We start from the raw sequence: 25,713 nt of genomic DNA on the forward strand, positions 1-25,713 counted from the left end.
ATATGTTCAATCCCTCCCAGGAAGACGTGCGCCGCTTCTTCTGCGACGTGTACGCCAAGCACCGGCAGGGCCTGCCGATGGAGCCGCTGGAGACCATCGCGGCCGGCTGGATCGACGAGCACCCCGAGTACCACGAGGACCTGGTCGACGCCGACGCGGCGGTGGCGCGGGTCTACGACGGATCGAACGGCCGCGAGAACCCGTTCCTGCATCTGTCGATGCACCTGTCGATCAGCGAGCAGTGCTCCATCGACCAGCCGCGCGGCATCCGCCAGGCCGTCGAGCTGCTGGCCGCGCGCCGCGGCTCGCTGCTGCATGCGCACCACGAGGCGATGGATTGCCTGGGCCAGATGATGTGGGAGAGCCAGCGCGCAGGGCGCCCGCCCGATGGCGATGGCTATGTGGCCTGCGTGCAGCGCCGGGCCACGAAGGACTGAGCGATCAGCCGGCGGCGCGCGGCGTTCCCTTTCGCGCCGGCAATGCGCCTTGCGCTTTCGCCGCTTCGCGCAGCAGCCCCGCCATCGCGGCGCGCAGCGGCGACGGCTCGGCCTCGCTGCGCTGCAGGAGGCCGACCGGCTCCTCGGTGCCGGTGGTATCGATCGGCAGCCGCACCAGGCGGCCATCGGCCAGCTCGCTGCGGGCGGCGCCCAGGGGCGTGATCCACACCGCGTCCGACACCGCCACCAGCGCGCGCGCCACCGCCACGTCGAGCGTCTGCAGGGCATTGCGCGGCAGCGCCAGGCCGCGCGCCGACAGGAAGCTCTCGGTGTTGTGGCGCGGGATCGTGCCCTCGCCGTACACCACCAGCGGATAGTCGAGCACCGCCTGCACCGGCGCCGGCTTGAGCGCGAGCGGATGGCCGGCGCGCACGGCGAACACCAGCGGTTCGGTGTGCAGCAGCTCGAAGCTCAGGCCCCCCATCAGGCGCGGGTCGCTCATGCGGCCGACCACGAGATCGAGCTCGCCGGCGCGCAGCTCGTCGAGCAGTACGGCGTTGGCCGCGCTCTTCACCAGGATCTGCACCGCCGGCCAGCCTTCGCGCAGCCGCGCCAGCGCCACCGGCAGCAGCGCGGGCGCCACGCTGGGCAAGGCGCCGATGCGCAGGCGCTCGATGCGCCCGCCCGCGGCCGGCGCCACGGCCTGGGCGCTGGCGTCGAGCGCTTCGAGCACGCGCAGGGCATGGGCCAGCAGCTGTTCGCCCGCCGGCGTCAGGCCCTGCACGCCGCGGCGACCGGCCTGGCTGCGCTCGACCAGCCGGGTACCGACCACCGCCTCGAGCTCCGACAGCGTCTTGGACACCGCCGGCTGGCTCAGCGCCAGCCGCTCGGCCGCGCGCGCCAAGTGGCGCTCCTGCGCGACCGCGACGAAGGCGCGCAGGTGCCGCAGCTGCACGTTGCGCACGAAATCCTGGCGAAGCTCGGCGGGAGACTTTTTCAATGCCTTCTGGTTATTGAAACTGGAACAATCTTCAATTTACATCATTGATCGCGACTTCTACAGTGCGGGCTTCGGATTCGTCCCACGACAGGAGACAACGTACATGACCAAGACCAGCGGCGCCCAGCCCACCCTCACCCCGCGCGACTGGGACGCCCATCCCAGCTACATCTACCCCGGCTACAAGTCGACCGGCAAGCGCGGCCCGCAGAAGCCGCTCATTCCGCTGAAGGCCTCGCTCGGCGAGCTGCAGCAGCCGGTGTACGGCCACGACAGCATCGGCGAGTTCGACCACGACCTCACGCGCAACGCGCGCGTCAACGGCGAGCCGCTGGGCGAACGCATGATCCTCACCGGCCAGGTGCTCGACGAGCGCCGCCGTCCGGTGGCCAACACGCTGGTCGAGCTGTGGCAGGCCAACGCCTCGGGCCGCTACGTGCACAAGGTCGACCAGCACGACGCCCCGCTGGACCCCAACTTCCTGGGCGCAGGCCGCTGCCTGACCGACAGCGAAGGCCGCTACCGCTTCCTCACCATCAAGCCCGGCGCGTATCCCTGGGGCAATCACCCGAACGCCTGGCGCCCGCAGCACATCCACCTGTCGCTGTTCGGCCAGAGCTTCGCCAGCCGCCTCGTGACGCAGATGTATTTCCCCGGCGACCCGCTGCTGCAGTACGACCCGATGGTCACCGGCACGCCCGAGCGCTACCGCAACCGCCTCATTGCCGACTTCAGCCTCGACATCACCGAGGAAGGCTACGCCCTGGGCTACCAGTTCGACATGGTGCTGCGCGGCGCCGATGAAACGCCGTTCGAGAACCGCTGAAAGGAATTCCCCATGCCATTGATGACCGCACAGGAAGCCGACTTCGGCCAGACCCCCTCGCAGACCGTGGGCCCCTACTTCGCCTACGGCCTCACCGCCACGCAGTACGGCTACAACTTCAACCAGCCCTTCGACGCCGTGCTGGCACTGGACACCGCCAGCGGCCAGCGCATCCGCCTCGAAGGCCGCGTGATCGACGGCGACGGCAACCCGATCAACGACGCGCTGGTCGAGATCAGCCAGCCCGACGGCGAAGGCCGCTACCCGCAGACGCCCGACGAGGCGCGCGCCCTGGGCTTTCGCGCCTTCGGCCGCGTCGGCACGGGCACCGACGCGCAGAACCGCTTCGTGTTCCACACCGTCAAGCCCGGCGCCGAAACGCCCGGCGAAGCCCCGCACATCAACGTGATTGTGCTGATGCGCGGCCTGCTGCTGCATGCCTTCACGCGCGTGTACTTCAGCGACGAGGCCGAAGCCAATGCGAAGGACGCCGTGCTGCAGAGCGTGCCGGCCGATCGCCGCCACACGCTGGTCGCCGAGCGCGTGGAGCAAGGCGGCGCGGTGACGTACCGCTTCGACATCCGCATGCAGGGCGCGGACGAGACGGCCTTCTTCGACGTCTGACCCCCGGGAAAATCCGGACGAAAAAAAGCCCGCTGATGCGGGCTTTTTCTTTGGGGCACCAGTCTTTCGGACTGGCCCTGCTTACTGGGGCGCGTGATGCAGACGCGATTCAGGCACGACCTTCAGTTCGCCGGGCAGCGAGCTGATGTAGGTGGCCAGCGTCTTCAGCTCGGCGTTGGTGAACTTCTTGGGTTCGACCTGTGCGGCCATCACGGCGTTGGAGCGGCCCAGGTGGGGGTTGTTCTTCACGCGGTACGACTTCAGCGCCACGAACAGGTAGTCGGCGTGCTGGCCGGCCAGCTTGGGCACGGTGCCGTCGTTCGGCGTGTTGAAGTTGGCGCCGTGGCACTTGGTGCAGCTGTTGTCCTTGTCGCGCGCGATGAGCGCCTGGACGTTCTCGGACGCGGCCTTGGCCGGTGTGGCCGCAGGCGCGTCGCCTTCCTTCACGCCCAGCTGGCTGTAGTAGGCCGAGAGGTCGGCGATGTCCTGTTCGGTGAGGCTGTCGGCGATGGCGCGCATCGTCGGGTGCTTGCGGTCACCGCCCTTGTACGCGGTGAGCGCGGCCGAGATGTAGGTGGCGCTCTGGCCCGCGATCATCGGCACCTTGTGGATCTCGGGGAAGCTCGCCTGGTAGCCGATGATGCCGTGGCAACCCACGCACATCTGGACCTTCTTGGCTCCGTCCTGGGCCTTGCCAGTGACTTGTTGGGCTTGGGCCGAGACCGTCACGCAAGCGACAGCAAGGGCAAACATCGTGGTCAACAACTTGTTCATTTTGCGCGCACAATCTCGTGGAGATACAGTTTTTCGAATCAACATTCGATTATATGCAAGGGTCCCACGGGAACCTCGCGCGGGCTGCACAAGAGACTGCGCAATGCAGATCGAGTGTGTTCTTTTCTCCACCCTGCCTCCGCTCCACTCATGAAATTCAAGGGCTCAGACAACTACGTCGCCACTCAGGACCTGATGCTGGCGGTCAATGCGGCCATCACACTCCAGCGCCCCCTGCTCGTCAAGGGCGAGCCCGGCACCGGCAAGACCATGCTGGCCGAGGAAGTGGCGCAAGCGCTCGACATGCCGCTGCTGCAGTGGCACATCAAGTCGACCACCAAGGCGCAACAGGGCCTGTATGAATACGACGCCGTGAGCCGCCTGCGCGACTCCCAACTGGCCGACGTGGACGGCGGCCAGCGTGTGAAGGACATCCAGAACTACATCGTCAAGGGCGTGCTGTGGCAGGCCTTCACGGCCGACAAGCCGGTCGCGCTGCTGATCGACGAGATCGACAAGGCCGACATCGAATTCCCGAACGACCTGCTGCGCGAAATCGACCGCATGGAGTTCTACTGCTACGAGACGCGCGAGCTCATCCGCGCCAAGCACCGTCCGCTGGTGTTCATCACCTCGAACAACGAGAAGGAACTGCCCGACGCCTTCCTGCGCCGCTGCTTCTTCCACTACATCAAGTTCCCCGATGCCGAGACGATGAAGCACATCGTCGCCGTGCACTTCCCGAACCTGAAGCAGGAGCTGCTCACGTCGGCGATGAAGACCTTCTACGACGTGCGCAACCTGCCCGGCCTGAAGAAGAAGCCCTCGACCTCCGAGCTGCTCGACTGGCTCAAGCTGCTCGTGGCCGAGGACATTCCGCTCGAAGCCCTGCAGAGCAAGGACGACAAGGTCGCCGTGCCGCCGCTGGTGGGCGCGCTGCTCAAGAACGAGCAGGACGTGACCCTGTTCGAGAAGCTCGTCTTCATGCAACGCAACAACCGCTAGGCCATGAGCCGGCAACCGCATTCCACCAGGCAGCTGATGAAGCTGGGCATCGCCCAGGCGGTGCTGTTCGTGGTGGGCGCGCTGATCGGGCGCGGGATCGGGCTCTTGCTCGGGCTCGACGCCTTCGGCACCGACAGCAAGTACGGCACGCGCGAGATCGTCGGCATTGCGCTGATCGGCCTGGGCGGCGGCGCCGGTGCACAGGCCGCGCGTGCGTGGTACGTGCACAAGTACGGCGACCCGCGCGGCTGAGCCCCAGATCCACCGAGACCTGTACGGAGACACGGAGAGTTTGCACATGGCGTTCGTCGAACCCGTCACGCTGAAGGCCCGCGGCCTCGCGCTCGTGCCGCTGGCACTCACCCATGAAGACGGCCTGCGCGCCGCGGCCGCCGACGGCGCGCTGTGGAAGCTGCGCGTCACCTCCGTGCCCGAGCCGCAGGACACGCGCGCCTACATCGAGACCGCCCTCAAGACGGCCGACCGCTTCGCCTTCGCCGTGACCGACGAAGCCACCGGCACCGTGCTGGGCAGCACGAGCTTTCACGACATCCTGCCGGGCGTGAAGCGCGTCGAGATCGGCTACACCTGGTACGCCGAGCGCTGCCAGCGCACCCACGTCAACACCACCTGCAAGCTGCTGATGCTCACGCACGCGTTCGACACGCTGGGCTGCAACGTGGTGGGCTGGCGCACCGACAACTTCAACTTCGCCTCGCAGCGCGCCATCGAGCGCCTGGGCGCCAAGAAAGACGGCGTGATCCGCGGCCACGTGATGCGCCGCGACGGCACCATCCGCGACACCGTCATGTACAGCCTGCGCGCGGGCGAATGGCCCGAGGTGAAGGCCCAGCTGCAGTACCTGCTCGACAAGCCGCGCGACTGACGACGACACACAAGGAGCGCACCCCATGCTCATCGACTTCTTCTACACCCTGCGTTCGGCCAAGCTGCCGGTGTCGGTCAAGGAATACCTCACGCTGCTCGAGGCGCTCAAGTCCGACGTGGTGGGCCCGAACTCCGATGGCGCCTACGGCATCGACGACTTCTACTACCTCTCGCGCACCGCGCTCGTGAAGGACGAGAAGCACTACGACAAGTTCGACCGTGCCTTCGCCGCCTACTTCAAGGGCGTCGAGATGCTCACCGACTTCACGAAGGAAGTGCCGCTCGACTGGCTCAAGAAGACGCTGGAGCGCGAGTTCACGGCCGAAGAAAAGGCCAAGATCGAGAAGATGGGCTGGGACGAGCTCATGGAAACGCTCAAGAAGCGCTTCGAAGAACAGAAGGAACGCCACGAAGGCGGCAGCAAGTGGATCGGCACCGGCGGCACCTCGCCCTTCGGCAACGGCGGCTACAACCCGCAGGGCATCCGCATCGGCGGCGCGGGCAAGAACCGCAGCGCCGTGAAGGTGTGGGACCAGCGCGCCTACAAGGACTACGACGACACGCAGGAACTGGGCACGCGCAACATCAAGGTCGCGCTGCGCCGGCTGCGCAAGTTCGCGCGCGAAGGCCACGAGGAAGAGCTCGACCTGGACAACACCATCCACTCGACCGCCGCCAACGCCGGCTACCTCGACATCAAGATGCGGCCCGAGCGCCACAACAACGTCAAGGTGCTGCTGCTCATGGACGTGGGCGGCACGATGGACGAGCACATCCAGCGCGTCGAAGAACTGTTCTCGGCCGTGAAGACCGAGTTCAAGCACCTGGAGTTCTACTACTTCCACAACTGCGTCTACGACTTCATGTGGAAGAACAACAAGCGCCGCTTCTCCGAGAAGTTCGCGACCTGGGACATCCTGCGCAAGTACAACAAAGACTACAAGCTGATCTTCGTGGGCGACGCCACGATGAGTCCTTACGAAATCTTGCAACCTGGCGGCAGCGTCGAATACAACAACGAAGAGGCCGGCGCCGAATGGATCCAGCGCCTCACGCACACCTTCCCCAAGTTCGCCTGGATCAACCCCGAGCCCCAGGGGGTGTGGCAGTACCGCCAGAGCATCGCGGTGATGCAGCAGCTCATGTCCAACCGCATGTACCCGCTCACGTTGCGCGGCCTCGAAGAGGCGATGCGCATGCTGTCCAAGTAACCCGCGGCCCCGCACAAGTGGGGGGCAGCCGCCACACGGGTGCTGTCAGAATGCCCCCATGGTCAGGGTGGCATCCGTTCTTTCGCCGGCGTTGTGGCCGGCTTTGCTTTTTTCCGGCGTCCTGCTTTTGCAAGGCTGCAGCCTGCTGCCCAAAAAAGAGGCGGCGGACACGGGCGCGTCCACCGCGGGCGTGGTGCGCAGCGGCGACAGCAACGGAGACACCGCCAAGGACGACGACAAGGCCAAGGCCGACGGCCGGCGCAACGCCTTCAGCGTCGACGTGCGCGGCCCCGAAACCGAGCGCGACTACCTCGCGCGCCACCTCGAGATCCAGCGCTACCGCGAGCTCGACGACCTGGGCGTGACCGAGGTCTCGCGCCTCATGGTCGCGGCCGAGGCCAATGCGCGCGAGCTGCTGGGCACGCTGGGCTACTTCACGCCCACGCTCACGCTCGAACTCAACGAAACGCCCGACAGCACCGAGGCCCCGCGCGAGGTCGTCATCACCGTGGCGCCCGGCGAGCGCACGAAAGTGTCGACCGTGCAGATCCGCTACGCCGGCCAGATCGCCAACGACCCCACTGCCGAAGCGCAGCGCGACGCCATCCGCACCGGCTGGGCGCTGCGTGCCGGCGAGCCCTTCACGCAAGGCGCGTGGGACGACGCCAAGACCACCGCGCTGCGCAGCCTCACGGCCAAACGCTTTCCCACCGGCAGCGTGGAAATCAGCCGCGCCGAGATCGACGCCGACCGCCACGAGGCCCGCCTCGGCGTGACCTACCAGTCAGGCCCCGCCTACAAGTTCGGCCCGCTGGTGCTGCGCGGCGTGGAGCGCTACGACGCCGACGCCGCGCGCCGCATCGCGCGCCTGCCCACCGGCACCGACTACGACCAGCAGAAGCTGCTCGACGCCCAGCAGCGCCTGGCCAGCAGCGGCTACTACGACTCGGTGTTCCTCACGCTCGACACCGACAGCCACACGCCGCTGGCCGCGCCCGTGATCGCGCAGCTGCGCGAGGCGCCGCTGCAGAAGGTGGTGATGGGCGTGGGCTTCACCACCGACAACGGCCCGCGCCTGTCGATCGACCACACCCACAACCGCATGCCGCTGCTCGGCTGGCGCGCGGTGTCGCGGCTCTCGCTGGACAACGACATCCAGTCGCTGGGCACCGAGTGGAACGCCGTGCCCGACGACCGCGGCTGGCGCTGGTTCGCCGGCGGCGAACTCAAGAGCGAGCAGTCGGGCAGCTACGTGGTCGACAGCGGCCGGCTGCGCGGCGGGCGCAACAAGTCGAGCGACCACATCGACCGCAGCTACTTCCTGCAGTACGACTACGCCCACAACCGCGGCACCGACGCGCCGCCCTCGGCCTCGGCCGTCACCGCCAACTGGGGCTGGACCGGGCGCTACTTCGACGACAACGCGGCGCCCTCGCGCGGCTACGGCCTGGCGCTCGAAATGGCCGCGGGCTACACGCTCACCGGCCAGCAGGTGCCCTTCACGCGCACCTACGCGCGCTTTCTCGGCGTGCTGCCGCTGGGCGCGGCCGACGACAGGAACGCCCGCGCGCGCCGCAGCCGGCTGCAGATGCGCCTCGAGGCCGGCGCCGTCGCGGCCAAGGACAGCGCGCAAATCCCGTCCACGCTGATGTTCCTCACCGGCGGCGACACCACCGTGCGCGGCTACAGCTACAAGCAGATCGGCACCGTGCGCGCCGACGGCAAGACCGTGGCGGGCCGCTACCTGGGCGTGGCCAGCCTCGAGTGGCAGCGCCCCTTCGTCTACAAGGACAAGCTCACCGAATGGGAGAGCGTGGTGTTCGTGGATGCCGGCGCCGTGGCCGACAAGCCCGGCGAACTCAAGCCCAAGGTAGGCGTGGGTGTCGGCGCGCGCTGGCGCAGCCCGGTCGGCCCGGTGCAGGCCGACCTGGCCTACGGCGTCGACTCGAAGAAATTCCGCCTGCATTTCCGTCTCGGCTTCACCTTCTGACCCGCTTCATGCCGTCCACGCCCACCACAGCCACGCCCCGTCCCCGCTCGCGCACCCGCCGCGTGCTGCGCGTGCTGGGCTGGACGCTGGCGGGCCTGCTGCTCGTCGTGCTGCTGCTCGCCGCAGGCACCTGGTGGTGGCTCGGCTCGAACACATCACTGGCCTTCGCACTCGCCCAGGCCGCGCAGCGCCTGCCCGCGGGCCAGACGCTCGAGAGCCGCGACGTGACCGGCTCGCTGCGCACCGGCGGCCGCATCGGCTGGCTCAAGTGGCAAAGCGAGAGCCTCGCGGTCGAGGTGAACGACGCCACGCTCGGCTGGCAGCTCGCCCCGCTGTTCCAGCGCAAGGTGCAGCTCGGCGAGATCCACGCCGCAAGCCTGTCGATCGAGCGCCGCGGCCCGCCCAGCGACGCGCCGACCGAGCCGCTCACGCAGATCGCGCTGCCTGTCGAAGTGGCCGAGGTGCCCTTCCGCATCGACGAGGTGCGCTGGGCCGGACCGCCCGCGCTGGAAGCCAAAGGCCTCGCAGGCCGCTACAGCTACCTCGGCGCGCAGCACGCGCTGGACATCGAAGGCGTCGACATCGCCGACGGCCACTACAGTGCCCGCGTGCGGCTGCAAGGCCCGGCGCCGATGGCGCTCGACGCCACGCTCGACGGCCGCGTGAAGGCCCCGCTCGCCGAAGACCGCCACATCGAAGTGCAGGCCAAGGCCTCCGTGAAAGGCACGCTGGCCGGCCCCGAGGCGCGCCTGCAGGTCGCCGCCGACCTGCAGCCCACCGAGCCCGACGCCGAAGCGCCCATGGAAGCCAAATTGCGCGCGCAGATCGCGCCCTGGCTGCCGCAGCCCGTGGTCGACGCCAAGGCCGACCTGCGCAACGTCGATGCCGCCAGCCTCTGGCCCGGCGCACCCCGCACCCGGCTCACCGGCACCGTCGAACTCGCGCCCGACGCCGCCACCGGCCCCGCCGCGTGGAAGGCCTCGGCCGACATCCGCAACGCCGTCGCCGGCCCGTGGGACGAACAGAAGCTGCCGGTCGAGCAGGTCCAGGCGCAGGTCGGCTTCGACGGCACGACCTGGACCGTGCCCGAAGCCACCGTGCGCGCGGGCGGCGGCCGCATCGACGCCGAAGGCAGTTGGAGCCCCGCGCCCTCGCCCTGGCAGGTGCGCGCCACCGTGCGCGGTGTGCGGCCCGGCGCGCTGTACAGCGAGCTGTCGGGCGCGCCCGTCGGCGGGCAGATCAGCGCACGGCAGGCCGAAGACTCCGACACCCTCGTCTTCGACGTGGCCCTCCGCGCCGAAGGCAACGGCGGCGCCGGCAGCAAGGCGCTGCCCGGCTTCGGCCTGGACCGCGCACTGGCGCAGGGCCAGTGGAAAGACCAGGTGCTCGACCTGCGCACGCTGCGCGTCGAAGCGATGCGCGCCAGCATCGACGGCAAGCTGCAGGTGCGCGTGGCCGAGCAGGCCGCCAGCGGCAAGCTCGCCCTCTCGCTGCCGGGCGGCAGCGCGCAGCTCGACGGCCGCATCGCGCCCACCACCGGCGGTGGCGACCTCCAGGCACGCATCGACGACGCCGAGGCCCTGCAGCGCTGGGTGCAAGGCCTGCCGGGCCTCGCGGCCGTGTTCGCGAACGCCAGCGCCAAGGGCAGCGCCCGCCTCGACGCCAGCTGGCAAGGCGGCTGGCAGACCGTGCAGCGCCGCATCGAGAACCCCGGCGCCCCGGCTGCTCGCGGCAATGCCGAGCCCAGCCTCAAGGCCGCGCTCGCTGTACCGCGCCTCGATCTGAACCTGCCCGCCGCCCAGCCCGGCGGCACGGCCACCAATGTGCAATTGCGCGCACTGCAAGCCGACCTCGCCGGCAGCATCGCCCAGGCCACGCTGACGCTCAAGGGCGAAGCCACCACCGGCACGCAGAAGCTGGCACTCGACACCCGCGCCAGCGGCGGCCTCGCCAGCGCCAACCAGTGGCGCGCCACCCTCGCCAGCCTGCGCCTGCAGGCTCAAGACACCGCCACCGCGCGCCCCGGCCAAGGGCCCTGGGTGCTGGAGCTGGGCCGCGAAGTCACGGCCACCGTGCGCGCCGCCGACAACCGCCTCGACGTCGAGGCCTCCGCCGCCGACGCCACCCTGCGCGGCCCGCTGCCCGGCACCGTGCGCATCGACTGGCAGCCGCTGCGCTTCAACCAGAGCGGCGCCGCGCCCAACCGCGTGTTCCGCCTGCAATCCAAGGGCCAGATGCAGGGCCTGCCGATGGCCTGGGCCGGCGCGTTCGGCGCCAACGCCACGCTGAGCGAACTCGGCATCAGCGGCGACCTGCTGTTCAACGGCGACTGGGACATCGACGCCGGCGACACCCTGCGCGCCAAGGCCCGGCTCGCGCGCCAGAGCGGCGACATCCGCGTGCAGGCCGGCGAGGCCGCGCTCGTCACCCGCATCACCAGCACCGGGACCGGCACCGCGAGCGAACGCACCATGAGCTCGGCCAGCGGCAAGAACGAGGTCAACGGCGTCGACGTCACCGCCACCCCGGCCGGCCTGCGCCGCGCCGAACTGCAGCTCGACGCGCAAGGCGACGCCGTGCGCGCCACCCTGGCCTGGGACAGCGAACGCGCCGGCCGCCTCGACGCCGAACTCGGCACCCGCATGCAGCAGCGCAGCGGCGGCTGGCAGTGGGCGCCCGACGCGCCCCTGAACGGCACGCTGCGCGCCGCGCTGCCCAACCTGGGCGTGTGGTCGATGCTCGCGCCGCCCGGCTGGCGCATCGCCGGCACGCTCGACGCCAACGCCACCCTGTCGGGCAGCCGCACCGCGCCGCGCTGGAACGGCACGCTCGGCGCCGACCAGCTCGCGCTGCGCGCCCCGGTCGAAGGCCTCGACCTGCGCGACGGCCGCCTGCGCGCCTCGCTCACCGGCGACCGCCTGGAGATCACCGAGTTCACGCTCAAGGGCGGCGCCGGCAGCAACGCGCGCATCGGCGGCCAGAGCGGCAACCGCAGCACCGCCGCCAGCGAAGCGCGCACCGACGGCGGCTCGCTCACCGCGCGCGGCGACCTGAGCTGGGGCAGCAACAACAGCGCGACCAGCACCGGCATCCGCATGGCCCTGCAGGCCGAGCTGCGCGCCCTGCGCGTGCTCGTGCGCACCGACCGCCAGGTGTCGCTGTCGGGCAACCTGCAGGCGCGGCTGGACGACGGCCAGTTCAACGTGCGCGGCAAGCTCAAGACCGACCGCGCCGTCATCATCCTGCCCGACGAGACCGCGCCCAGCCTGGGCAGCGACGTCGTCGTGCGCTCGGCCGCCAAGGACAAGGCCGCCGCCGAGGCCGCGCAGCGCGAGTCCGCCAAGGCCGACGCCCAGGCGGCCAAGGCCGCCAAGCCCCAGACCGCCAAGCCGCCCGACATCGTCGTCACCTTCGACCTGGGCGACGACTTCGCCGTGCAGGGCCGCGGCATCACCACGCGGCTCGAGGGCGAACTCGAGATCCGCAGCACCCGCCTCGATGCGCCGCCGCGCATCACCGGCGAGGTGAAGACCGTCAAGGGCCAGTACCGCGCCTACGGCCAGCAGCTCGACGTCGAGACCGGCATCGCGCGCTTCAACGGCCCCTTCGACAACCCCGCGCTCGACATCCTGGCCATCCGCCCGAACATCGCGCAGCGCGCCGGCGTGCAGATCACCGGCTCCGCGCAGTCGCCGCGCGTGAAGCTCTACGCGGAGCCCGCGCTGTCCGACGCCGAGACGCTGTCATGGGTCATCCTGGGCCGCGCCTCAGCCACCAGCGGTGGCGAGTCGGCGCTCTTGCAGCAGGCCGCCCTGTCGCTGCTCGGCAAGATCGGCGGCACCACCACCGGCGGCAGCCTGGCCAGCCGCTTCGGTCTGGACGAACTCGGCTTCAAGGGCCCCGGCAACGGCGGCGACCTGCGCGAGTCGGCCGTCACGCTGGGCAAGCGGTTGTCCAAAGACTTCTACATCACCTACGAACGCAGCCTGGGCGGCACCTTCGGCACCCTCTTCATCTTCTACGACCTGACCAAGCGCCTCACGCTGCGGGGCCAGGCGGGGCAGACGAGTGGGGTGGACCTGATCTACACGGTGAAGTACGACTGAGGGCCGGGATGCCCCAAACTGGTAAAGTGCGGGCCGCGCTGCAGCAGCGGCGCACACCGTCTTCGTAGTTCAATGGATAGAACGGGGTCCTCCTAAGACTCAGATACAGGTTCGATTCCTGTCGAAGGCACCAGCAAGCCGTTGATTCTCAGAAACGCCTTGCTTGGCCAAACAGATCCAGGACACGTGGCCCTTGCTTCTCTTCCTGGCGTCGATCAAGCCCACTGGCTTTCCTCCTTGGCGCCCAGCCGTCCGGTAAACGCGTTCATCCACAAAAGCACCAGGTGCGACGTCGGGTAGCGCTCTTCAATACCCCGTCAAACGAATGAAGAGCATTGCAGGCGCCGTCGATAGATTGGCCGGCTGTTCAACAGCAACCAACGGCGATCATGAAGCTTTCAGTACCGCTTTTCCCATCTCGCATCCTTTGCGCCGTGCGCACAATCAAACCTCTCGCCATTGCGATGTCGTTAGGCCTCAGCTTTGGCATCGGGCCAACCTTTTCCGCACACGCCCAAGGGCCACAGAACTTTGCGTCGTCTCAGCGATTGATTGATCTGGACTTCTTTGCTGCAGGACTGAAGGAGAACACCAGGAATGTTCGTCCATTCATAGAAAAGATGGATGCGGCGATCCACGCCGGCGCCGACATCGAAGCTGCGAACGCTCACGGGAACAACCCGTTGTTGAACGCGACATATTGGGCAGCCTGGACGACGGTCAGTGACTCGGGGGTCAATGATGTCGTGGCCTTCTTGTTGGCGCGGGGAGCCAACCCCAACCGAGAACACTCAGGCATGGGCAACATGACACCCATGCACATTGCCGCCCACTCTCTTTGGCCCAACGTCGAGTTGGTGGAGCTGTTGTGTGCAGCGGGCGCAAAGGCCAACAACCTCATGGTGATACCCGAAGACAGCTTCCCAGGAAACGATGGACCGATCACGGTCTCGGGATTCCCGCAGGTTCAGGAGGCGATTCGAGCCTGCGCTCGAAAACAGTAAAGCTGGTTGCAAGGAGGCCCCATCTTGTCGATTCGAATCGAGCGGCAACCCGTCTCACGGCATTGGCCACGAAGCGAGGGCCCTCGCAGCGCTCCAGCACTCTGAGCCCCCTGTGGCTGTAGATCGGCGGAACAGAGGGTCATGCGCGTACGCCCCGCCCCGCGCAGGAAAAAGGCGCCCCTCTACGACCCGACGGCGCGCCGGACTACTTTTGGATGCACCACGTAACGGCATGCTGCCCTTCGTAGCAAGAGACAAACAACAGGGGGCAAGCGATGAACAAGACCGAGGCCTTGGCGGCCATGGTGGAAGTGGCACGGATCGGGCGCGGCATGACGCCCGCCGATGCACTCACGCAGCTGGGCGAGCTGATCGCGCAGGAGTCGCCGGACGATCCGGCGCATGACGTGAAGGTCGAGAAGCTGCTGCGCCTCGGCGCCTGCATCTGGTCGCTGCGGCGCGGGGTGTTCCTGCCCGAGCCGCCCGGGCGCAGCGACGAACCGGAAGCCCCGCCGGTGCAGCGGCCCCGCGAGATCGCACCCATCGGCACAGTGCCCGCGCGCGCATCGCACCCCGTCTCCCACCACCCGGTGATCCCGGCCCTGAGCACCTCGGTGCACTACGGGCTCGCGTCGGCCTTCACACCACCCGAAACTCCTCCACCACAAAGGCCGTGATCTCCGCCAGGAAAGTCTTGGCGTGCGCCATGGTGCGCTGGCCTTCGGGCGAAGCAAAGGCGGCGTTCAGCGTGTCGGTGTTCTCGAACCACAGTTCCACGATGCCGTCGATCGGCAGCTCGGCGTAGCCGCAGGGCGTGCCCTTCTCGAACTCGCGCGCGACCACCACGTTCTGGCGGTAGCCGGCCACGCCAGGCATGCGGCGCACGTGGTCGGCGTGCACCTTCCATTCGCGGCGGAAGTCTTCTTCCGACTGCGCGACCGGGCGTCGCAGGGTCGAGATGCGCTTGAGCATCGCCGGCCCCGCCGACGATGCGGGCGACGGCGGCGCGATGACCTCGGTCTGCTCGACCGTCACGATGTGCAGCCCGCCCAGGAAGTGGCGCTCGTCGGCGCGGATCTCTGCAGCCAGCTCACCCGTGTTGAAGGCCGCATCGGCCTGTGCCGCCGCATCGAACTGCAGCTGCGAGAAACCATCGAAGTCCCACGGTCCGCGCACGAAGTCGATGCCGCGCTGCAGGCGGTCGGTCACGCGGTTCTGGCGGTAGGCGCGCAGCGTGGGCAGCCGCGCGACGAGCGGGCCGTGGCGTTCGCGCCAGTGGCGGCTGAAGGCCTCGTCGGTCCAGCCGGGCTGCTTGCGGATCAGGCCCATGCGCAGGGTCGTCGTCGTGGGTTCGGTCATCGGTCGGTCTCCTTGTGGGGTTGCGCGTTCTGCGCTTCGGCGCGCGCACGCGCCAGGCCGGGCGCACGTTTGGCGAGCCACACGCCGTGGCGCACGGGCCAGCGCTGGTACTGCGGGTCGGCGCCGAGCGCGGCGGCCGCGTGGTGCGGCCAGTAGGGGTCGAACAGGGCTTCGCGGCCGAGCGCGACGAGGTCGGCCTGCCCGGCGGCGAGCACGGCCTCGGCCTGTTGCGCGTCGACGATCATCCCGACGGCCTGCGTGACCACGTCGGCCTCGCGCCGGATGCGCTGCGAGAACGGCACCTGGAAGCCCAGGCCGCGCGGCACGGGCAGTGCGCGCGTCTCTTCGGTGAGGCCGCCGGACGAGCAATCGATCACGTCGACTCCGCAGCGCTTCAGCTCGCGCGCGAGCGCCACCGAGTCGTCGAGGTTCCAGCCGTCGAGCGTGCCGTCCACGGCCGAGAGGCGGCAGAACAGCGGCTTGCCGGCGGGCCATGCGGCGCGCACGCGCTGCGCGATTTCCAAGGCGAGCGACATGCGGTTCTCGCGGCTGCCGCCGAGCGCGTCGTCGCGATGGTTGGCGTTGGGCGACAGGAAGCTCGCCACCAGGTAGCCGTGGCCGAAGTGCAGCTCGACCACGTCGAAGCCGGCCTGGTCGGCGCGCACGGTGGCATCGACAAAACGCTGCACGACCTCGGCCATGTCCTGCGCATCGAGCGCGCGCGGCGCCGACCAGCCCGGGCCGGCCGCGAGTGCGCTGGGGCCCAGGCGCTCCCAGGGTTCGTCGTCGGCCGCCATGCGCGCCGGGTCGATGGCCGCCCCACCCTCCCACAGCGGCTCGCTGCCGGCCTTGCGGCCCGCGTGCGCCAGCTGCACGCCGATGGCGCTGCCTTGCGCGTGGACGAAATCGACCACGGCCTTCAGCGGCGCGATCTGGCTGTCGTTCCACAGGCCGAGGTCGGCGGTGCCAATGCGCCCGCGCGGATCGACGGCGGTGCTCTCGGTGAGGATCAGGCCCGCGCCGCCGAGCGCGAACTTGCCCAGGTGCACCAGGTGCCACGGCGTGGCATGACCGCGCTCGGCGGCGTGCTGGCACATGGGCGAGATGACGATGCGGTTGACCAGCGTGAGCTCGCGCAGCTGCAAGGGCTGAAACAGCAGGGGAAGAGATGAATCAGGCATGTGAAGGAATCAAGGGGCCGGCGCAGCCACGGGCCGCGTGCCGAGCCAGGTGCCGCTCATCACCGCGGCAAAGCCGAACAGGTGCCACCACGTGAGCACTTCGCCCAGCAGCAGCGCCGCGAACAGCACGCCGAACACCGGCACCCAGTAGAGAAAGACGGCCGTGCGCGCCACGCCGATGACGGAGATCGCACGGTTCCAGATGAGGTTGCCCGCGGCGGTGGCCGCGATGCCCGAGAACAGCACCAGCGCCCACGGCCACAGGCCGGGAAAGAGCTGCGCCGCCCCGAGCCGCGACGGCCCGAGCAGGGTGTGCACCACGAGCATGAACGTGCCGATGAGGTAGATGACCCAGCTGATCGACAGCGGGTCGACCTGCCGCGCCAGCCGCTGCACGCCCGCGCCGCCGACCGCGAAGCTCACCACCGACAGCGCGAGCATCAGGTCGCCGATGCCGGCGCTCGACAGTCCCGCGCCCGGGTGGCTCAGCACCACCGCCGCCACGCCCGCGAAGCCCAGCGCCACGCCCACCATGCGGCGCGCCGTGAAGCGCTCGCCGAAGACCAGCGCGGCCATCAGCGCCGACACCAGCGGGCTCAGCGCCATGATGAGCGCGCCGTTGGTGGCGGTGGAACGCAGCAGCCCCTGCGCGAACAGGATCTGGTTGCCGTAGACCATGAGGAAGGCGCAGCCCGCCATCACCGCGAGCTGCCGCGCCGTGAGCCGGGGCACGCCGCCGCGCCGCCACAGCACGATGGCGCTGAGCGCGATGCACGCCACGCCCATGCGCAATGCCGCCAGCGGCAGCGTCTCGAAGGAGCCGGTGAGCGCCTTCACGGCCGAGACGTTCACGCCCCACACCAGCATCGCGAGCAGCATCCAGCCCTGCACGGACGCGGGCGTGGCGCCGTGCGAAGGCGCGGGTTGGTTCACCTCAGCTTTCGAGGGCGTTCCACATTTCGATGTCGCGCTCGGCCGTCCAGATGCGCGGGTGCACGTGGCCGGTGGCCTCGTCGTAAGCACGGGTCACGTCGAAGGGCATGCAGTGGTCGAAGATGACCCAGTGGCCGTAGGTCGGGCGCAGCGCGGCCACGGTTTCCTTGTAGATCACGTTGAGCGACTTGCCCTCGGCCACGCCGTTGTTCACCAGCGTGTAGACGTCGGAGATGAAGGCGCGCGTGGAGGCGATGGCCTTGCGCACGTCGGCGGCGTTTTCCAGTGCGGCGCCGCGGCCGGGCACCAGCTTCTCGAAGCCGAAGCCGGCCAGGCGATCCAGCGTGGTGGGCCAGTCGCGGAAGTAGCAGTCGCCCGCGTAAGCGGTGCTCTGGTATTCGACGAGGTCGCCCGCGAAGCAGATCTTCTGGTCTTCGAGGTAGGCGATGGTGTCGCCCTTGGTGTGGCCGCGACCCACCTGCGCGATCTTCACTTCGAGCTTCTTGCCCAGCCACACGCTCATCGTGCCGTCGAAGGTCATGGTGGGCCAGGTGAGGCCAGCGGGCACCGACTCGACGTTGCGGAACAGGCGCGGGAAGCGGCCGATCTCGCTGGCCTTGTCCTGCTCGCCGCGCTCGACGATCAGGTCGTAGGTGTCGCGGCTGGCCAGGATCTGCTCGGCGCCTTCCTTGAAGTACGCCGACGCGCCCAGCACGCGCACCGCGTGGTAGTGGCTCAGCAGCACGTACTTGATGGGCAGCGGCGTGACTTCGCGGATGCGGCGGATCACGTCCTGCGCCATCGCGGGCGTGGCCTGGGTGTCGACCACCATCACGGCCTCGTCGCCGATGAAGACGCCGGTGTTGGGGTCGCCCTCGGCGGTGTAGGCGTAGGCGTTCTCCGAGAGGCGGGTGAACGAGACCTTCTTTTCTTCGAGGTCGGCCTGGCTGGCGAATTTCTTGGTGGTCATGAGTGGTCCTTTGAAGTGAGAGGGAAAGTCAGTGCGTACCGAGGTACGCGGACTTCACCTTGGGGTTGTCGAGCAGCTCGCGGCCGGAGCCTTCGAGCGTGATGCAGCCGGTTTCGAGCACGTAGGCGCGGTCGGCCACGCCCAGCGCCTGCTTGGCCATCTGCTCCACCAGCAGGATCGTGAGACCCGAGCTGCGCAGCTGGCGGATGGCATCGAAGATGTCCTTGATGATGAGCGGCGCCAGGCCCAGCGAGGGCTCGTCGAGCAGCAGCAGGCGCGGCTCGCTCATGAGCGCGCGGGCAATCGCGAGCATCTGCTGCTCGCCGCCCGACAGCGTGCCGGACAGTTGGTGCGCGCGTTCCTTCAAGCGTGGGAAGCGCGCGAACTCGCGTTCGATGGCGCGCTCCACGAAGGCCTTGTCGCTGCGGCGCGAGTAGGCGCCGAGCATCAGGTTCTCGCGCACGGTCTGGTCGGGGAACACGCCACGCCCCTCGGGCGACAGCGCCACGCCCAGGCCCACGCGCTGGTGCGCGGGCACGTGCGTGCAGTCCTTGCCGTCGATGAGCACGCGGCCTTCGGCCACGGGCTCCAGCCCGACGATGCTCTTGAGCAGCGTGCTCTTGCCGGCGCCGTTGGCGCCGATGATGGTGACGACCTCGCCCGCGCGCACTTCCAGGCTCACGCCCTTGACGGCCTCGATGGCGCCGTACGAGACCTTCACCGATTCGATTTTCAACATGATGGTTTCGGTCCTCTGGCTCAGGCGGGCACGGCGGCCATGTCTTCTTCGTCGTCCACGCCCAGATAGGCCTCGACCACGCGCGGGTTCGACTGCACCTCGGCGGGCTTGCCTTCGGCGATCTTCACGCCGTAGTCGAGCACGATCACGTGGTCGGAAATCGACATCACCAGGTCCATGTGGTGCTCCACCATCAGGATGGACACGCCGCACTTTCCGATGCGCACCAGCAGTTCGCCGAGCTCGGCGGTTTCCTGCGGGTTGAGGCCGGCGGCGGGCTCGTCGAGCAGCAGCAGCTGCGGCTCGGTGGCCAGCGCGCGCGCCAGCTCCACGCGGCGCTGCAGGCCGTAGGGCAGGCTGCCGGCGGGCCAGTGCGCCAGGTGGCCCAGGCCCACGAGGTCGAGCAGCTGCAGCGCGCGCTCGCGCGTGGCGCGCTCCTGCTTGCCGGCTGTGGGCCAGGCCACGAGCGACGACAGGAAGCCGTTGCTCATGCGGCTGTGCCGGCCGAGCATCACGTTGTCGAGCACCGAGAGGTCGGCGAACAGGCGCAGGTTCTGGAAGGTGCGGCCCATGCCCAGGCAGCAGATGGTGTGCGCCGGCTGGCCCACGATGTTGCGGCCCAGGAAGCGGATCACGCCCGCGTCGGGTTCGACCACGCCGGTGAGCATGTTGATCATGGTGCTCTTGCCGGCGCCGTTCGGTCCGATGAGCGCATGGATGTGGCCGCGCTGCAGGCGGAACGACACGTCCTGCGCCGGCTTCACGCCGCCGTACGACTTGGTCACGCCCTGCACCACCAGCAGCTCGCCTTCGCCGCCGGGACCGATCCGGCCCGGCACGCCGTTGCCGGCCGCCCCTTCGCCGCGGTGGCGCGACTTCAGGAACCACTTGTTGAACAGGCCCACCACGCCGCCCGGCATCACGTACAGCGCGAACAGCAGCAGGAAGCCGTACAGGAAGTGCTGCGCCGAGGGCCAGCGCGCGAGCAGCGCGTCGGTCGCCGTGAGCAGCACCGCGCCCACGATGGGGCCGTACATCGAGCCCGCGCCGCCGAACAGCACCAAGAGCAGGATGAAGATCGACAGGTGGAAGGTGATGAAGTCGGAATTGATGTACTGGTTCTGCTGCGCCACGAGCGCGCCCGCGATGCCGCAGGTGACGGCCGCGACCACGAAGGCCATGACCTTGGCGCGGTACACGCGCACGCCCACCGACGACGAGGCGATCTCGTCCGCCTGCAGCGACAGCAGCGCGCGGCCGAAGCGGCCCTGCAGCAGGTTGCGCAGCAGCAGGTGCAGCGCGGCGCTGAGCACGATGCCCAGGATCACCCATTGCACGCTGCTCAGCGGCTGGCCGTTCCAGGTCAGAGGGCGAATGCCGTAGATGCCTTGCGCGCCGCCGAACACGTCAGTCCATTCGCCCACGAGCTTCTCGACCACGATGCCGAAGGCCAGCGTGACCATCGCAAGGTACGGGCCCTTCACGCGCAGCGAAGGCAACGCGATGAGCACGCCGCACACGCCAGAGACAACCGCCGCGATCACCAGCGCGAGCCACGGGCTCAGCTCGGTGCGCGAGGTGATGAGCGCGACCGCGTAGGCACCGGCTGCGAACAGGCCGGCCTGGCCCAGCGATTTCTGGCCTGCGTAGCCGACCAGCACGTTCATGCCGGCCGCGCACAGGTAGTAGACGCACATCATGAAGGCGATGCGCAGGTAGTAGTCGTTGCCGGACAGCGAGACGAGGCCGCACAGCACGGCCGCCACCAGCACCACGGCGGCGGGATGGGCGAGGCGCTTCATACCTTCTCCACCGTCGAGCGGCCGAACAGGCCCGTGGGACGGAAGGCCAGCACCAGGATCACGAGCGCGAACACCGCGACCTCGCGCCACTGCGCCTGCCAGAGGTTCACCATCGACTCGAGCACGCCGAGCAGGAAGCCGCCGATGACGCAGCCGCGCGGGTTGCTCAGCCCGCCGATCATGGCGCCCGAAAAACCCTTGAGCCCCACGGTCAGGCCCATGAAGAGCGAGGCCTGCGCGATGGGCGCAAGCAAGAAGCCCGACAGCCCCGCCAGCGCCGAGCTGACGACGAAGGCGCCGATCATCATGGCGTTGGTGTTGATGCCCATGAGGCTGGCCACATTGCCGTTCTGCGCCACGGCGCGCATGGCCTTTCCGATCATGGTGCGGTTCATCACGCGGTCGAAACCGATCATCACGACCACGGCCACGCCCAGCGTGAGCAGTTCCTGCGGGCGCACACCCACGCCGAACATGCGGATCACGGTGTCGCCCACGGGCGCGGGCACCACCACGGGCTTCGGGCCCCAGATGGCCAGGCCCACGCTCTGCAGGATGACGCCGAAGCCCAGCGTGCTCATGACCCAGGCCATGCCCGGGCGGCCTGCGAACGGGCGCACGCCGAGCACGTAGAGCAGCCAGCCCAACAGGCCCATCACGCCGAGCGCGGCGACCAGCGCAAACAGCTGCGCGCCCGCGCCGGGCACGGCATCGCCGAAGGTGGTGGAACTGAGCGGCTTGCCCAGCACGAGGAACAGCGCGCTCATGCCGATGAACGCACCGGCCGAGACGAACTCGCCGTGCGAGAAGTTCAGCGTCTTGGTCGTCGTGAACGTGATGCTGAATCCCAGCGCCACCAGCGCATAGGCACCGCCGACGGCGAGCCCGCTGATGAGCGCCTGCAGGAGCGCTTCAACCATGGTGTGTATCTCCGTTGCGGAACGAGGCGGTGCCCCGTTCCTTTTGTGTCTCAGACGTTTATTGCTTGAAGTCGGCCGGCTTGAGCGCACCGATCAGCGCGTCGCTGTAGGGCAGCAGCTTGCCGTCCTTCCAGCGGATCCAGACCAGGTCCTTGGCCGTCAGGGCTTCGTGGTTGGTCTTGCTGAAAGGCTTCTCGTAGGTCTTGAGCACGCCCTGCACCGGCGTCTTCAGGTCTTCGAGCGCGGCACGCACGGCGGCTCCGTCGGTGCTGTTGGCCTGCTTCATGGCCTGGGCCAGCAGCAGCACCGAGTCGTAGCCGTGCAGCGCGAACGAGAACGAGCCCGGTGCCTTCAGCTTGCTGCCGATGCGGTCGAACAGTTTCTGCTGCACGGGCGTGCGCGTCTCGCTCACGGTGCGCATGAAGATCGGCTTCTCGGCCAGGGCCTTGCCGGCTGCGTCGTAGAAGGTGATGTTGTCGGCGGCCCACGAGGTGAGCGTCAGTGGGAAGTAGTTGATCTTCTCCATGCTGCGCACCAACTGCGCGATGGGCGTGCCCTGCGCCCACACCACCACGGTGTCGACGTTGGCGGCCTTCATCTTCGAGAGCTGCGAGGTCATGTCGGTGTCGCCGACGCCGAAGCGCTCGGTGGCCGCGATCTTGATGTCCTGCAGCTTGGCGATTTCTTCCATGTCCTTCAGGCCGCCCTGGCCGTAGCCGGTGGTCTCGGCCATGAGGCCCACGACCTTGGAGCCGGCCGTGTTGCGCTTCACGTAGGCCATGAGCGCGGCGACCTGCTCGCGGTCGACCATCGAGACGCGGAACATGTAGTTGTCGGCGCCGGCACTCATCGGCTTGGTGATGTCGGTGCCCGAGCCCACGTTGCCCAGCACGGGGATCTTCTTCTGGTTGGCGATGTGCTTCCAGGCCATGGCGTTGCCCGAGTTGGTGGGGCCGAACACGGCGACGACCTTCTCGTTGTCGACCAGGTCGCTCATGTTCTGGATCGACTTCGGCGGCGCCGAGACGTCGTCGCGCGTGACCAGCGTGAACTTCCGTCCGAGCGCGCCGCCGGCGGCGTTCAGGTCGGCAATGGCCGCTTCCATGCCCAGCACCGCGGCCTGGCCGCTCTGCGCCGAAGGCGATGCCGAGAGGTCGCCGTTGTAGCCGAGCTTGATGTCTTGCGCGTAGGCGCCTGCCGAGAACGCAGCGAAGGCGGCGGTCGCGAGCAGGGTCTTGTACAGACGGATCGTTTTCATTCTTTGTCTCCTAAGGGTTGACGGACGGGGAACGGGAAATCGAAAAGGAAGGGGCGTGGCTCAGACGGCGAGGAAGCCGCCGTCCACCGGCAGCGTGATGCCGGTGACGTAGCGCGACATGTCGCTCGCCAGGAAGATCACCGGGCCCACCAGGTCTTCGGTCTGGCCGACGCGGCCCAGCGGGATGCGCGTCATGAACGACTCGAGGCGCTGCGGGTTCTCGCGCGTGGCGGCGGTCATGGGCGTCTCGATCACGCCAGGTGCCAGTGCGTTCACGCGCACGCCGGCCGGCGCGAGCTCCTGCGCCAGCGACTGCGTGAGCATCTTGATCGCCCCCTTCGAGGGCGAGTAGCCCAGGCTCGCGGCCTGCCCCGCGTAGGCGGCGATGGAGGCGATGTTGATGATCGAGCCCTTCGTCTGCTTGAGCACGGGGATGAAAGCCAACGTGGTGTTGAAGGTGCCGTGCACGTTCACGTCGATGGTCTTCTTCCAGTTGGCCGCGGCGTTCGGGCTGCTGGTGGTCTCGCGGATGATGATGCCGGCGTTGTTCACCAGCAGGTCGACATTGCCGACCTCTTGCGCCACGCGCGCCGCCAGCGCCTGGCAGGCCTCGGGCGCGGTGACGTCGAGCACGAACGACCAGGCCTCGCCGCCTTCGTTGCGCACCAGTTGCGCGGTCTCGGCCACGGTGGCTTCGTTCATGTCGGTGACGACGACGCGCGCGCCCGCCTGGGCCAGGCCGAGCGCGAGCGCGCGGCCGTTGCCCTGGCCGGCGCCGGTGATCAGCGCGAGACGGCCTTCGAGCAGGCGCGGTGCGACGTGAGGAGAAAAGGGCATGGTCGGCTCCTTGGGTTGAATATCGGAACGGGGATCAGGCGCCGCGCGGCACCGCCACGGCTTCGCGCTGCTCGACGTGCAAAGGCGCGGCGGCCTCGGCCTGCGCCACCTGCAGGCCCGCGACATAGCCGAAGGTGAGCGCCGGGCCGAGCGTGATGCCCGCGCCGGGGTAGTTGCCGCCCATCACGCTGGCCGCATCGTTGCCGACGGCGTACAGGCCCTTGATCGGCTGGCGGTCGGCGTCGAGCACGCGGGTCTTCTCATCAGTGACGAGGCCGGCGAAGGTGCCGATGTCGCCGATGACGAGCTTGATCGCGTAGTACGGGCCGTTGTCCAGCGGCGCGACGCAGGGGTTCGGCGTGACGTTGGCGTCGCCCTGGTAGCGGTTGTAGGCCTTGCTGCCCTTGCCGAAGGCGGGGTCGTCGCCGGTGCGCGCGCCCTGGTTGAACTCCTGCACGGTGGCTTCGAGCGCGGCCGGGGCGATGCCGATTTCCTTGGCCAGTTCGCCGATGCTCGCGCCGCGCTTGAGGTAGCCGGTCTTCAGGTGGCGGCCGATGGGCAGCGGCGCGGGCGCGACGCAGCCCAGGCCGTAGTCGCGCAGTGCCTTGTGGTCGCACAGCAGCCAGGCCGTGACCTCGGGCTCGCCTTCGCAAGCCTTGACCATCGCCTGCACGAAGTCGTGGTACGAGTTGCCCTCGTTGGCGAAGCGCTTGCCCTTGGGCGTGACCGCGATCACGCCGGGCTTGGCGCGGTCGATGAAGTGCGGCATGACGCCCTTGCTGCCGTCGGGCCGCGTGGTGACCGAGGCCGGCACCCAGGCCGCGGCATGCGGGATGGTGCCGTCGACGCGGCCGCCCACGGCCTCGGCCAGGCGCAGGCCGTCGCCGGTGTTCGTGGAAGGCGACGGCGAGTAGTGCTCCTTGCCGGTCGGCGCGTGCGGGAACAGCTGCTTGCGGCGCTCCACGTCGTAGGGGAAGCCGCCGCAGGCCAGCACCACGCCGCGCCTGGCGGTGATGCGCACCGTCTTGCCTTCGTGCTGCACCACGGCGCCCGAGACGCCGTCGTACTCGACCACGAGCTTCTTCACGGGCGACGAGAGCCACACGGGAATGTCCAGGTCCATCGCGGCCTTGGCCAGCCGCCCGGCCAGCGCGTTGCCGTTGGTCAGCGTCATGCCGCGGCCGTGGCGCACCACGTCCAGGAAGTGCCGGGTCAGGCGCTTGGTCACGTACCAGAACGAGGTCGGCGACTTGAAGGCCCGCATGAAGTGTTTGATCTCGGGGCCCGAGCCCAACATCATCCCGAACACCGTGAGTTCGGGCAGCGGCGGCGCCAGGTGCTTGATGCGCGCACCGAGCTCACGGCCGTCGAACGGGCGCGTGACCATCGAACGCCCGCCGGGCTGGCCGCCGGGCGCTTCGGCGTGGTAGTCGGGGAAGACGGCCGGCATGTCGAACTGCACGCAGGTGTTGCGCGTGAAGAAGTCGATGGCCTTGGGGCCCATGTCGAGGAAGGCGCCCACGCGCGCCGCATCGAAGTGCGTCGTGGTCTCGTGCTTCATGTAGTCGAGCGCCGCGCCGGGCGGCTCATGGATGCCCTGCTCCGTGGCCAGGCGCGTGCCCGGAATCCACAGCCAGCCGCCCGAGCGCGCGGTGGTGCCGCCGAAGCGCGGCTCTTTCTCGACCACCAGCACCTTCAAACCCTGCGACGCCGCCGTGACGGCGGTGGCCATGCCCGATGCGCCGCTGCCGACGACGAGGACATCGCATTCCCACGTGTTCTGTTCCATCTCTGCCTCTGTTCGCTCTCGTGTTGTGTGTACGACTTAAGTTGCGGCGGAGTGTAGGCA

Annotated in this window: 23 protein-coding genes and 1 tRNA gene; 12 read left to right on the plus strand and 12 right to left on the minus strand. The window is 68.8% G+C overall.

Translation table 11 applies throughout. The features are described from left to right. Nucleotides 1-2: 2 nt before the first annotated feature. On the plus strand, nucleotides 3-437 hold the full coding sequence (locus tag AC1RAA_RS17870) for a DUF1841 family protein (RefSeq protein WP_492730930.1): 435 nt from the start codon (nucleotides 3-5) through the stop codon (nucleotides 435-437). 4 nt (nucleotides 438-441) lie between these two features. Here the strand turns inward: AC1RAA_RS17870 and AC1RAA_RS17875 are convergent, their stop codons facing one another. Then, nucleotides 442-1,437: a LysR substrate-binding domain-containing protein gene (locus tag AC1RAA_RS17875; protein ID WP_492730929.1), complete on the minus strand. Its 996-nt coding sequence runs from the start codon at nucleotides 1,435-1,437 to the stop codon at nucleotides 442-444. Between the two features lie 103 nt (nucleotides 1,438-1,540). Here AC1RAA_RS17875 and pcaH point away from each other — a divergent pair, with 103 nt between their 5' ends. Both pcaH and pcaG read left to right on the plus strand, forming a co-directional pair. Then, complete coding sequence (pcaH, locus tag AC1RAA_RS17880; protein ID WP_095746761.1) at nucleotides 1,541-2,263, plus strand: protocatechuate 3,4-dioxygenase subunit beta; 723 nt, start codon at nucleotides 1,541-1,543, stop codon at nucleotides 2,261-2,263. 12 nt (nucleotides 2,264-2,275) lie between these two features. After that, complete coding sequence (pcaG, locus tag AC1RAA_RS17885) at nucleotides 2,276-2,887, plus strand: protocatechuate 3,4-dioxygenase subunit alpha (protein ID WP_492730927.1); 612 nt, start codon at nucleotides 2,276-2,278, stop codon at nucleotides 2,885-2,887. A gap of 81 nt (nucleotides 2,888-2,968) precedes the next feature. On the opposite strand, the gene AC1RAA_RS17890 is transcribed toward pcaG, so the two are convergent. Beyond that, nucleotides 2,969-3,661 (minus strand): c-type cytochrome, encoded by a 693-nt coding sequence (locus tag AC1RAA_RS17890; protein ID WP_070062690.1) that lies wholly within the window; start codon nucleotides 3,659-3,661, stop codon nucleotides 2,969-2,971. Between the two features lie 150 nt (nucleotides 3,662-3,811). Between AC1RAA_RS17890 and AC1RAA_RS17895 the strand changes: the two genes are divergently transcribed. From AC1RAA_RS17895 to AC1RAA_RS17935, 9 genes are all read left to right on the plus strand, one after another. After that, entirely contained in the window at nucleotides 3,812-4,666 is an 855-nt protein-coding gene (locus AC1RAA_RS17895; RefSeq protein ID WP_070062691.1) for an AAA family ATPase, read from the plus strand. A gap of 3 nt (nucleotides 4,667-4,669) precedes the next feature. Further along, nucleotides 4,670-4,918 carry a hypothetical protein gene (locus AC1RAA_RS17900; protein WP_159279304.1) on the plus strand — a complete coding sequence of 83 codons (249 nt, stop codon included), beginning with the start codon at nucleotides 4,670-4,672 and terminating at the stop codon, nucleotides 4,916-4,918. Between the two features lie 46 nt (nucleotides 4,919-4,964). Then, nucleotides 4,965-5,552, plus strand: a complete 588-nt coding sequence (locus AC1RAA_RS17905; RefSeq protein WP_070062693.1) for a GNAT family N-acetyltransferase — start codon at nucleotides 4,965-4,967, stop codon at nucleotides 5,550-5,552. A 25-nt stretch (nucleotides 5,553-5,577) separates the two neighbouring features. Continuing rightward, nucleotides 5,578-6,765, plus strand: coding sequence for a vWA domain-containing protein (locus AC1RAA_RS17910; protein ID WP_062482585.1), 1,188 nt, complete (start codon nucleotides 5,578-5,580; stop codon nucleotides 6,763-6,765). Between the two features lie 58 nt (nucleotides 6,766-6,823). Next, nucleotides 6,824-8,755, plus strand: a complete 1,932-nt coding sequence (locus AC1RAA_RS17915) for an autotransporter assembly complex protein TamA (protein ID WP_492730924.1) — start codon at nucleotides 6,824-6,826, stop codon at nucleotides 8,753-8,755. An 8-nt stretch (nucleotides 8,756-8,763) separates the two neighbouring features. After that, a complete protein-coding gene (locus AC1RAA_RS17920) occupies nucleotides 8,764-12,861 on the plus strand; it encodes a translocation/assembly module TamB domain-containing protein (RefSeq protein ID WP_492730922.1) in 4,098 nt (1,365 codons plus the stop codon). A 58-nt stretch (nucleotides 12,862-12,919) separates the two neighbouring features. Further along, a tRNA-Arg gene (locus AC1RAA_RS17925) sits at nucleotides 12,920-12,994 on the plus strand. Nucleotides 12,995-13,250: 256 nt separating this feature from the next. Next, nucleotides 13,251-13,865, plus strand: coding sequence for an ankyrin repeat domain-containing protein (locus tag AC1RAA_RS17930; RefSeq protein WP_492730920.1), 615 nt, complete (start codon nucleotides 13,251-13,253; stop codon nucleotides 13,863-13,865). 275 nt (nucleotides 13,866-14,140) lie between these two features. Then, a complete protein-coding gene (locus AC1RAA_RS17935; RefSeq protein ID WP_070062744.1) occupies nucleotides 14,141-14,542 on the plus strand; it encodes a hypothetical protein in 402 nt (133 codons plus the stop codon). On the opposite strand, the gene AC1RAA_RS17940 is transcribed toward AC1RAA_RS17935, so the two are convergent. Genes AC1RAA_RS17940 through AC1RAA_RS17985 form a run of 10 tightly spaced genes read right to left on the minus strand, consistent with a single transcriptional unit; the run spans nucleotide 14,505 to nucleotide 25,653 of the window. Then, on the minus strand, nucleotides 14,505-15,224 hold the full coding sequence (locus AC1RAA_RS17940; RefSeq protein WP_492730919.1) for an EthD domain-containing protein: 720 nt from the start codon (nucleotides 15,222-15,224) through the stop codon (nucleotides 14,505-14,507). The genes AC1RAA_RS17935 and AC1RAA_RS17940 overlap by 38 nt on opposite strands. Next, nucleotides 15,221-16,405, minus strand: coding sequence for an NADH:flavin oxidoreductase/NADH oxidase (locus tag AC1RAA_RS17945; protein ID WP_492730918.1), 1,185 nt, complete (start codon nucleotides 16,403-16,405; stop codon nucleotides 15,221-15,223). Before AC1RAA_RS17945 ends, AC1RAA_RS17940 begins: the two co-directional genes overlap by 4 nt. Before the next feature lie 9 nt (nucleotides 16,406-16,414). Next, nucleotides 16,415-17,338 (minus strand): DMT family transporter, encoded by a 924-nt coding sequence (locus AC1RAA_RS17950; protein WP_492730916.1) that lies wholly within the window; start codon nucleotides 17,336-17,338, stop codon nucleotides 16,415-16,417. A gap of 1 nt (nucleotide 17,339) precedes the next feature. Further along, a complete protein-coding gene (locus tag AC1RAA_RS17955; RefSeq protein WP_095746773.1) occupies nucleotides 17,340-18,308 on the minus strand; it encodes an MBL fold metallo-hydrolase in 969 nt (322 codons plus the stop codon). A gap of 28 nt (nucleotides 18,309-18,336) precedes the next feature. Further along, nucleotides 18,337-19,047: an ABC transporter ATP-binding protein gene (locus AC1RAA_RS17960; protein WP_492730914.1), complete on the minus strand. Its 711-nt coding sequence runs from the start codon at nucleotides 19,045-19,047 to the stop codon at nucleotides 18,337-18,339. A 20-nt stretch (nucleotides 19,048-19,067) separates the two neighbouring features. Continuing rightward, a complete protein-coding gene (locus tag AC1RAA_RS17965; protein ID WP_492680158.1) occupies nucleotides 19,068-20,849 on the minus strand; it encodes a branched-chain amino acid ABC transporter ATP-binding protein/permease in 1,782 nt (593 codons plus the stop codon). Beyond that, nucleotides 20,846-21,769: a branched-chain amino acid ABC transporter permease gene (locus tag AC1RAA_RS17970; protein WP_062469725.1), complete on the minus strand. Its 924-nt coding sequence runs from the start codon at nucleotides 21,767-21,769 to the stop codon at nucleotides 20,846-20,848. Before AC1RAA_RS17970 ends, AC1RAA_RS17965 begins: the two co-directional genes overlap by 4 nt. A 58-nt stretch (nucleotides 21,770-21,827) precedes the next feature. After that, nucleotides 21,828-23,027, minus strand: a complete 1,200-nt coding sequence (locus AC1RAA_RS17975; RefSeq protein ID WP_062469728.1) for an ABC transporter substrate-binding protein — start codon at nucleotides 23,025-23,027, stop codon at nucleotides 21,828-21,830. 60 nt (nucleotides 23,028-23,087) lie between these two features. After that, a complete protein-coding gene (locus AC1RAA_RS17980) occupies nucleotides 23,088-23,864 on the minus strand; it encodes an SDR family NAD(P)-dependent oxidoreductase (RefSeq protein ID WP_492730912.1) in 777 nt (258 codons plus the stop codon). 34 nt (nucleotides 23,865-23,898) lie between these two features. Beyond that, nucleotides 23,899-25,653, minus strand: a complete 1,755-nt coding sequence (locus AC1RAA_RS17985; protein ID WP_492730910.1) for an FAD-dependent oxidoreductase — start codon at nucleotides 25,651-25,653, stop codon at nucleotides 23,899-23,901. Nucleotides 25,654-25,713 lie beyond the last annotated feature (60 nt).

The organism is Variovorax sp. GW823-FHT04F07 (assembly GCF_058795995.1).

Bases quoted from the DNA above. Each gene is read 5' to 3' on its own strand.
- AC1RAA_RS17975 (WP_062469728.1), bottom strand. From the start codon at position 23,027: ATGAAAACGATCCGTCTGTACAAGACCCTGCTCGCGACCGCCGCCTTC.
- AC1RAA_RS17895 (WP_070062691.1), top strand. From the start codon at position 3,812: ATGAAATTCAAGGGCTCAGACAACTACGTCGCCACTCAGGACCTGATG.
- AC1RAA_RS17890 (WP_070062690.1), bottom strand. From the start codon at position 3,661: ATGAACAAGTTGTTGACCACGATGTTTGCCCTTGCTGTCGCTTGCGTG.
- AC1RAA_RS17930 (WP_492730920.1), top strand. From the start codon at position 13,251: ATGAAGCTTTCAGTACCGCTTTTCCCATCTCGCATCCTTTGCGCCGTG.
- AC1RAA_RS17920 (WP_492730922.1), top strand. From the start codon at position 8,764: ATGCCGTCCACGCCCACCACAGCCACGCCCCGTCCCCGCTCGCGCACC.
- AC1RAA_RS17960 (WP_492730914.1), bottom strand. From the start codon at position 19,047: ATGTTGAAAATCGAATCGGTGAAGGTCTCGTACGGCGCCATCGAGGCC.
- AC1RAA_RS17935 (WP_070062744.1), top strand. From the start codon at position 14,141: ATGAACAAGACCGAGGCCTTGGCGGCCATGGTGGAAGTGGCACGGATC.
- AC1RAA_RS17985 (WP_492730910.1), bottom strand. From the start codon at position 25,653: ATGGAACAGAACACGTGGGAATGCGATGTCCTCGTCGTCGGCAGCGGC.
- AC1RAA_RS17910 (WP_062482585.1), top strand. From the start codon at position 5,578: ATGCTCATCGACTTCTTCTACACCCTGCGTTCGGCCAAGCTGCCGGTG.
- pcaG (WP_492730927.1), top strand. From the start codon at position 2,276: ATGCCATTGATGACCGCACAGGAAGCCGACTTCGGCCAGACCCCCTCG.
- AC1RAA_RS17970 (WP_062469725.1), bottom strand. From the start codon at position 21,769: ATGGTTGAAGCGCTCCTGCAGGCGCTCATCAGCGGGCTCGCCGTCGGC.
- AC1RAA_RS17980 (WP_492730912.1), bottom strand. From the start codon at position 23,864: ATGCCCTTTTCTCCTCACGTCGCACCGCGCCTGCTCGAAGGCCGTCTC.
- AC1RAA_RS17900 (WP_159279304.1), top strand. From the start codon at position 4,670: ATGAGCCGGCAACCGCATTCCACCAGGCAGCTGATGAAGCTGGGCATC.
- AC1RAA_RS17965 (WP_492680158.1), bottom strand. From the start codon at position 20,849: ATGAAGCGCCTCGCCCATCCCGCCGCCGTGGTGCTGGTGGCGGCCGTG.
- AC1RAA_RS17870 (WP_492730930.1), top strand. From the start codon at position 3: ATGTTCAATCCCTCCCAGGAAGACGTGCGCCGCTTCTTCTGCGACGTG.
- AC1RAA_RS17945 (WP_492730918.1), bottom strand. From the start codon at position 16,405: ATGCCTGATTCATCTCTTCCCCTGCTGTTTCAGCCCTTGCAGCTGCGC.
- AC1RAA_RS17955 (WP_095746773.1), bottom strand. From the start codon at position 18,308: ATGACCACCAAGAAATTCGCCAGCCAGGCCGACCTCGAAGAAAAGAAG.
- pcaH (WP_095746761.1), top strand. From the start codon at position 1,541: ATGACCAAGACCAGCGGCGCCCAGCCCACCCTCACCCCGCGCGACTGG.
- AC1RAA_RS17915 (WP_492730924.1), top strand. From the start codon at position 6,824: ATGGTCAGGGTGGCATCCGTTCTTTCGCCGGCGTTGTGGCCGGCTTTG.
- AC1RAA_RS17905 (WP_070062693.1), top strand. From the start codon at position 4,965: ATGGCGTTCGTCGAACCCGTCACGCTGAAGGCCCGCGGCCTCGCGCTC.
- AC1RAA_RS17940 (WP_492730919.1), bottom strand. From the start codon at position 15,224: ATGACCGAACCCACGACGACGACCCTGCGCATGGGCCTGATCCGCAAG.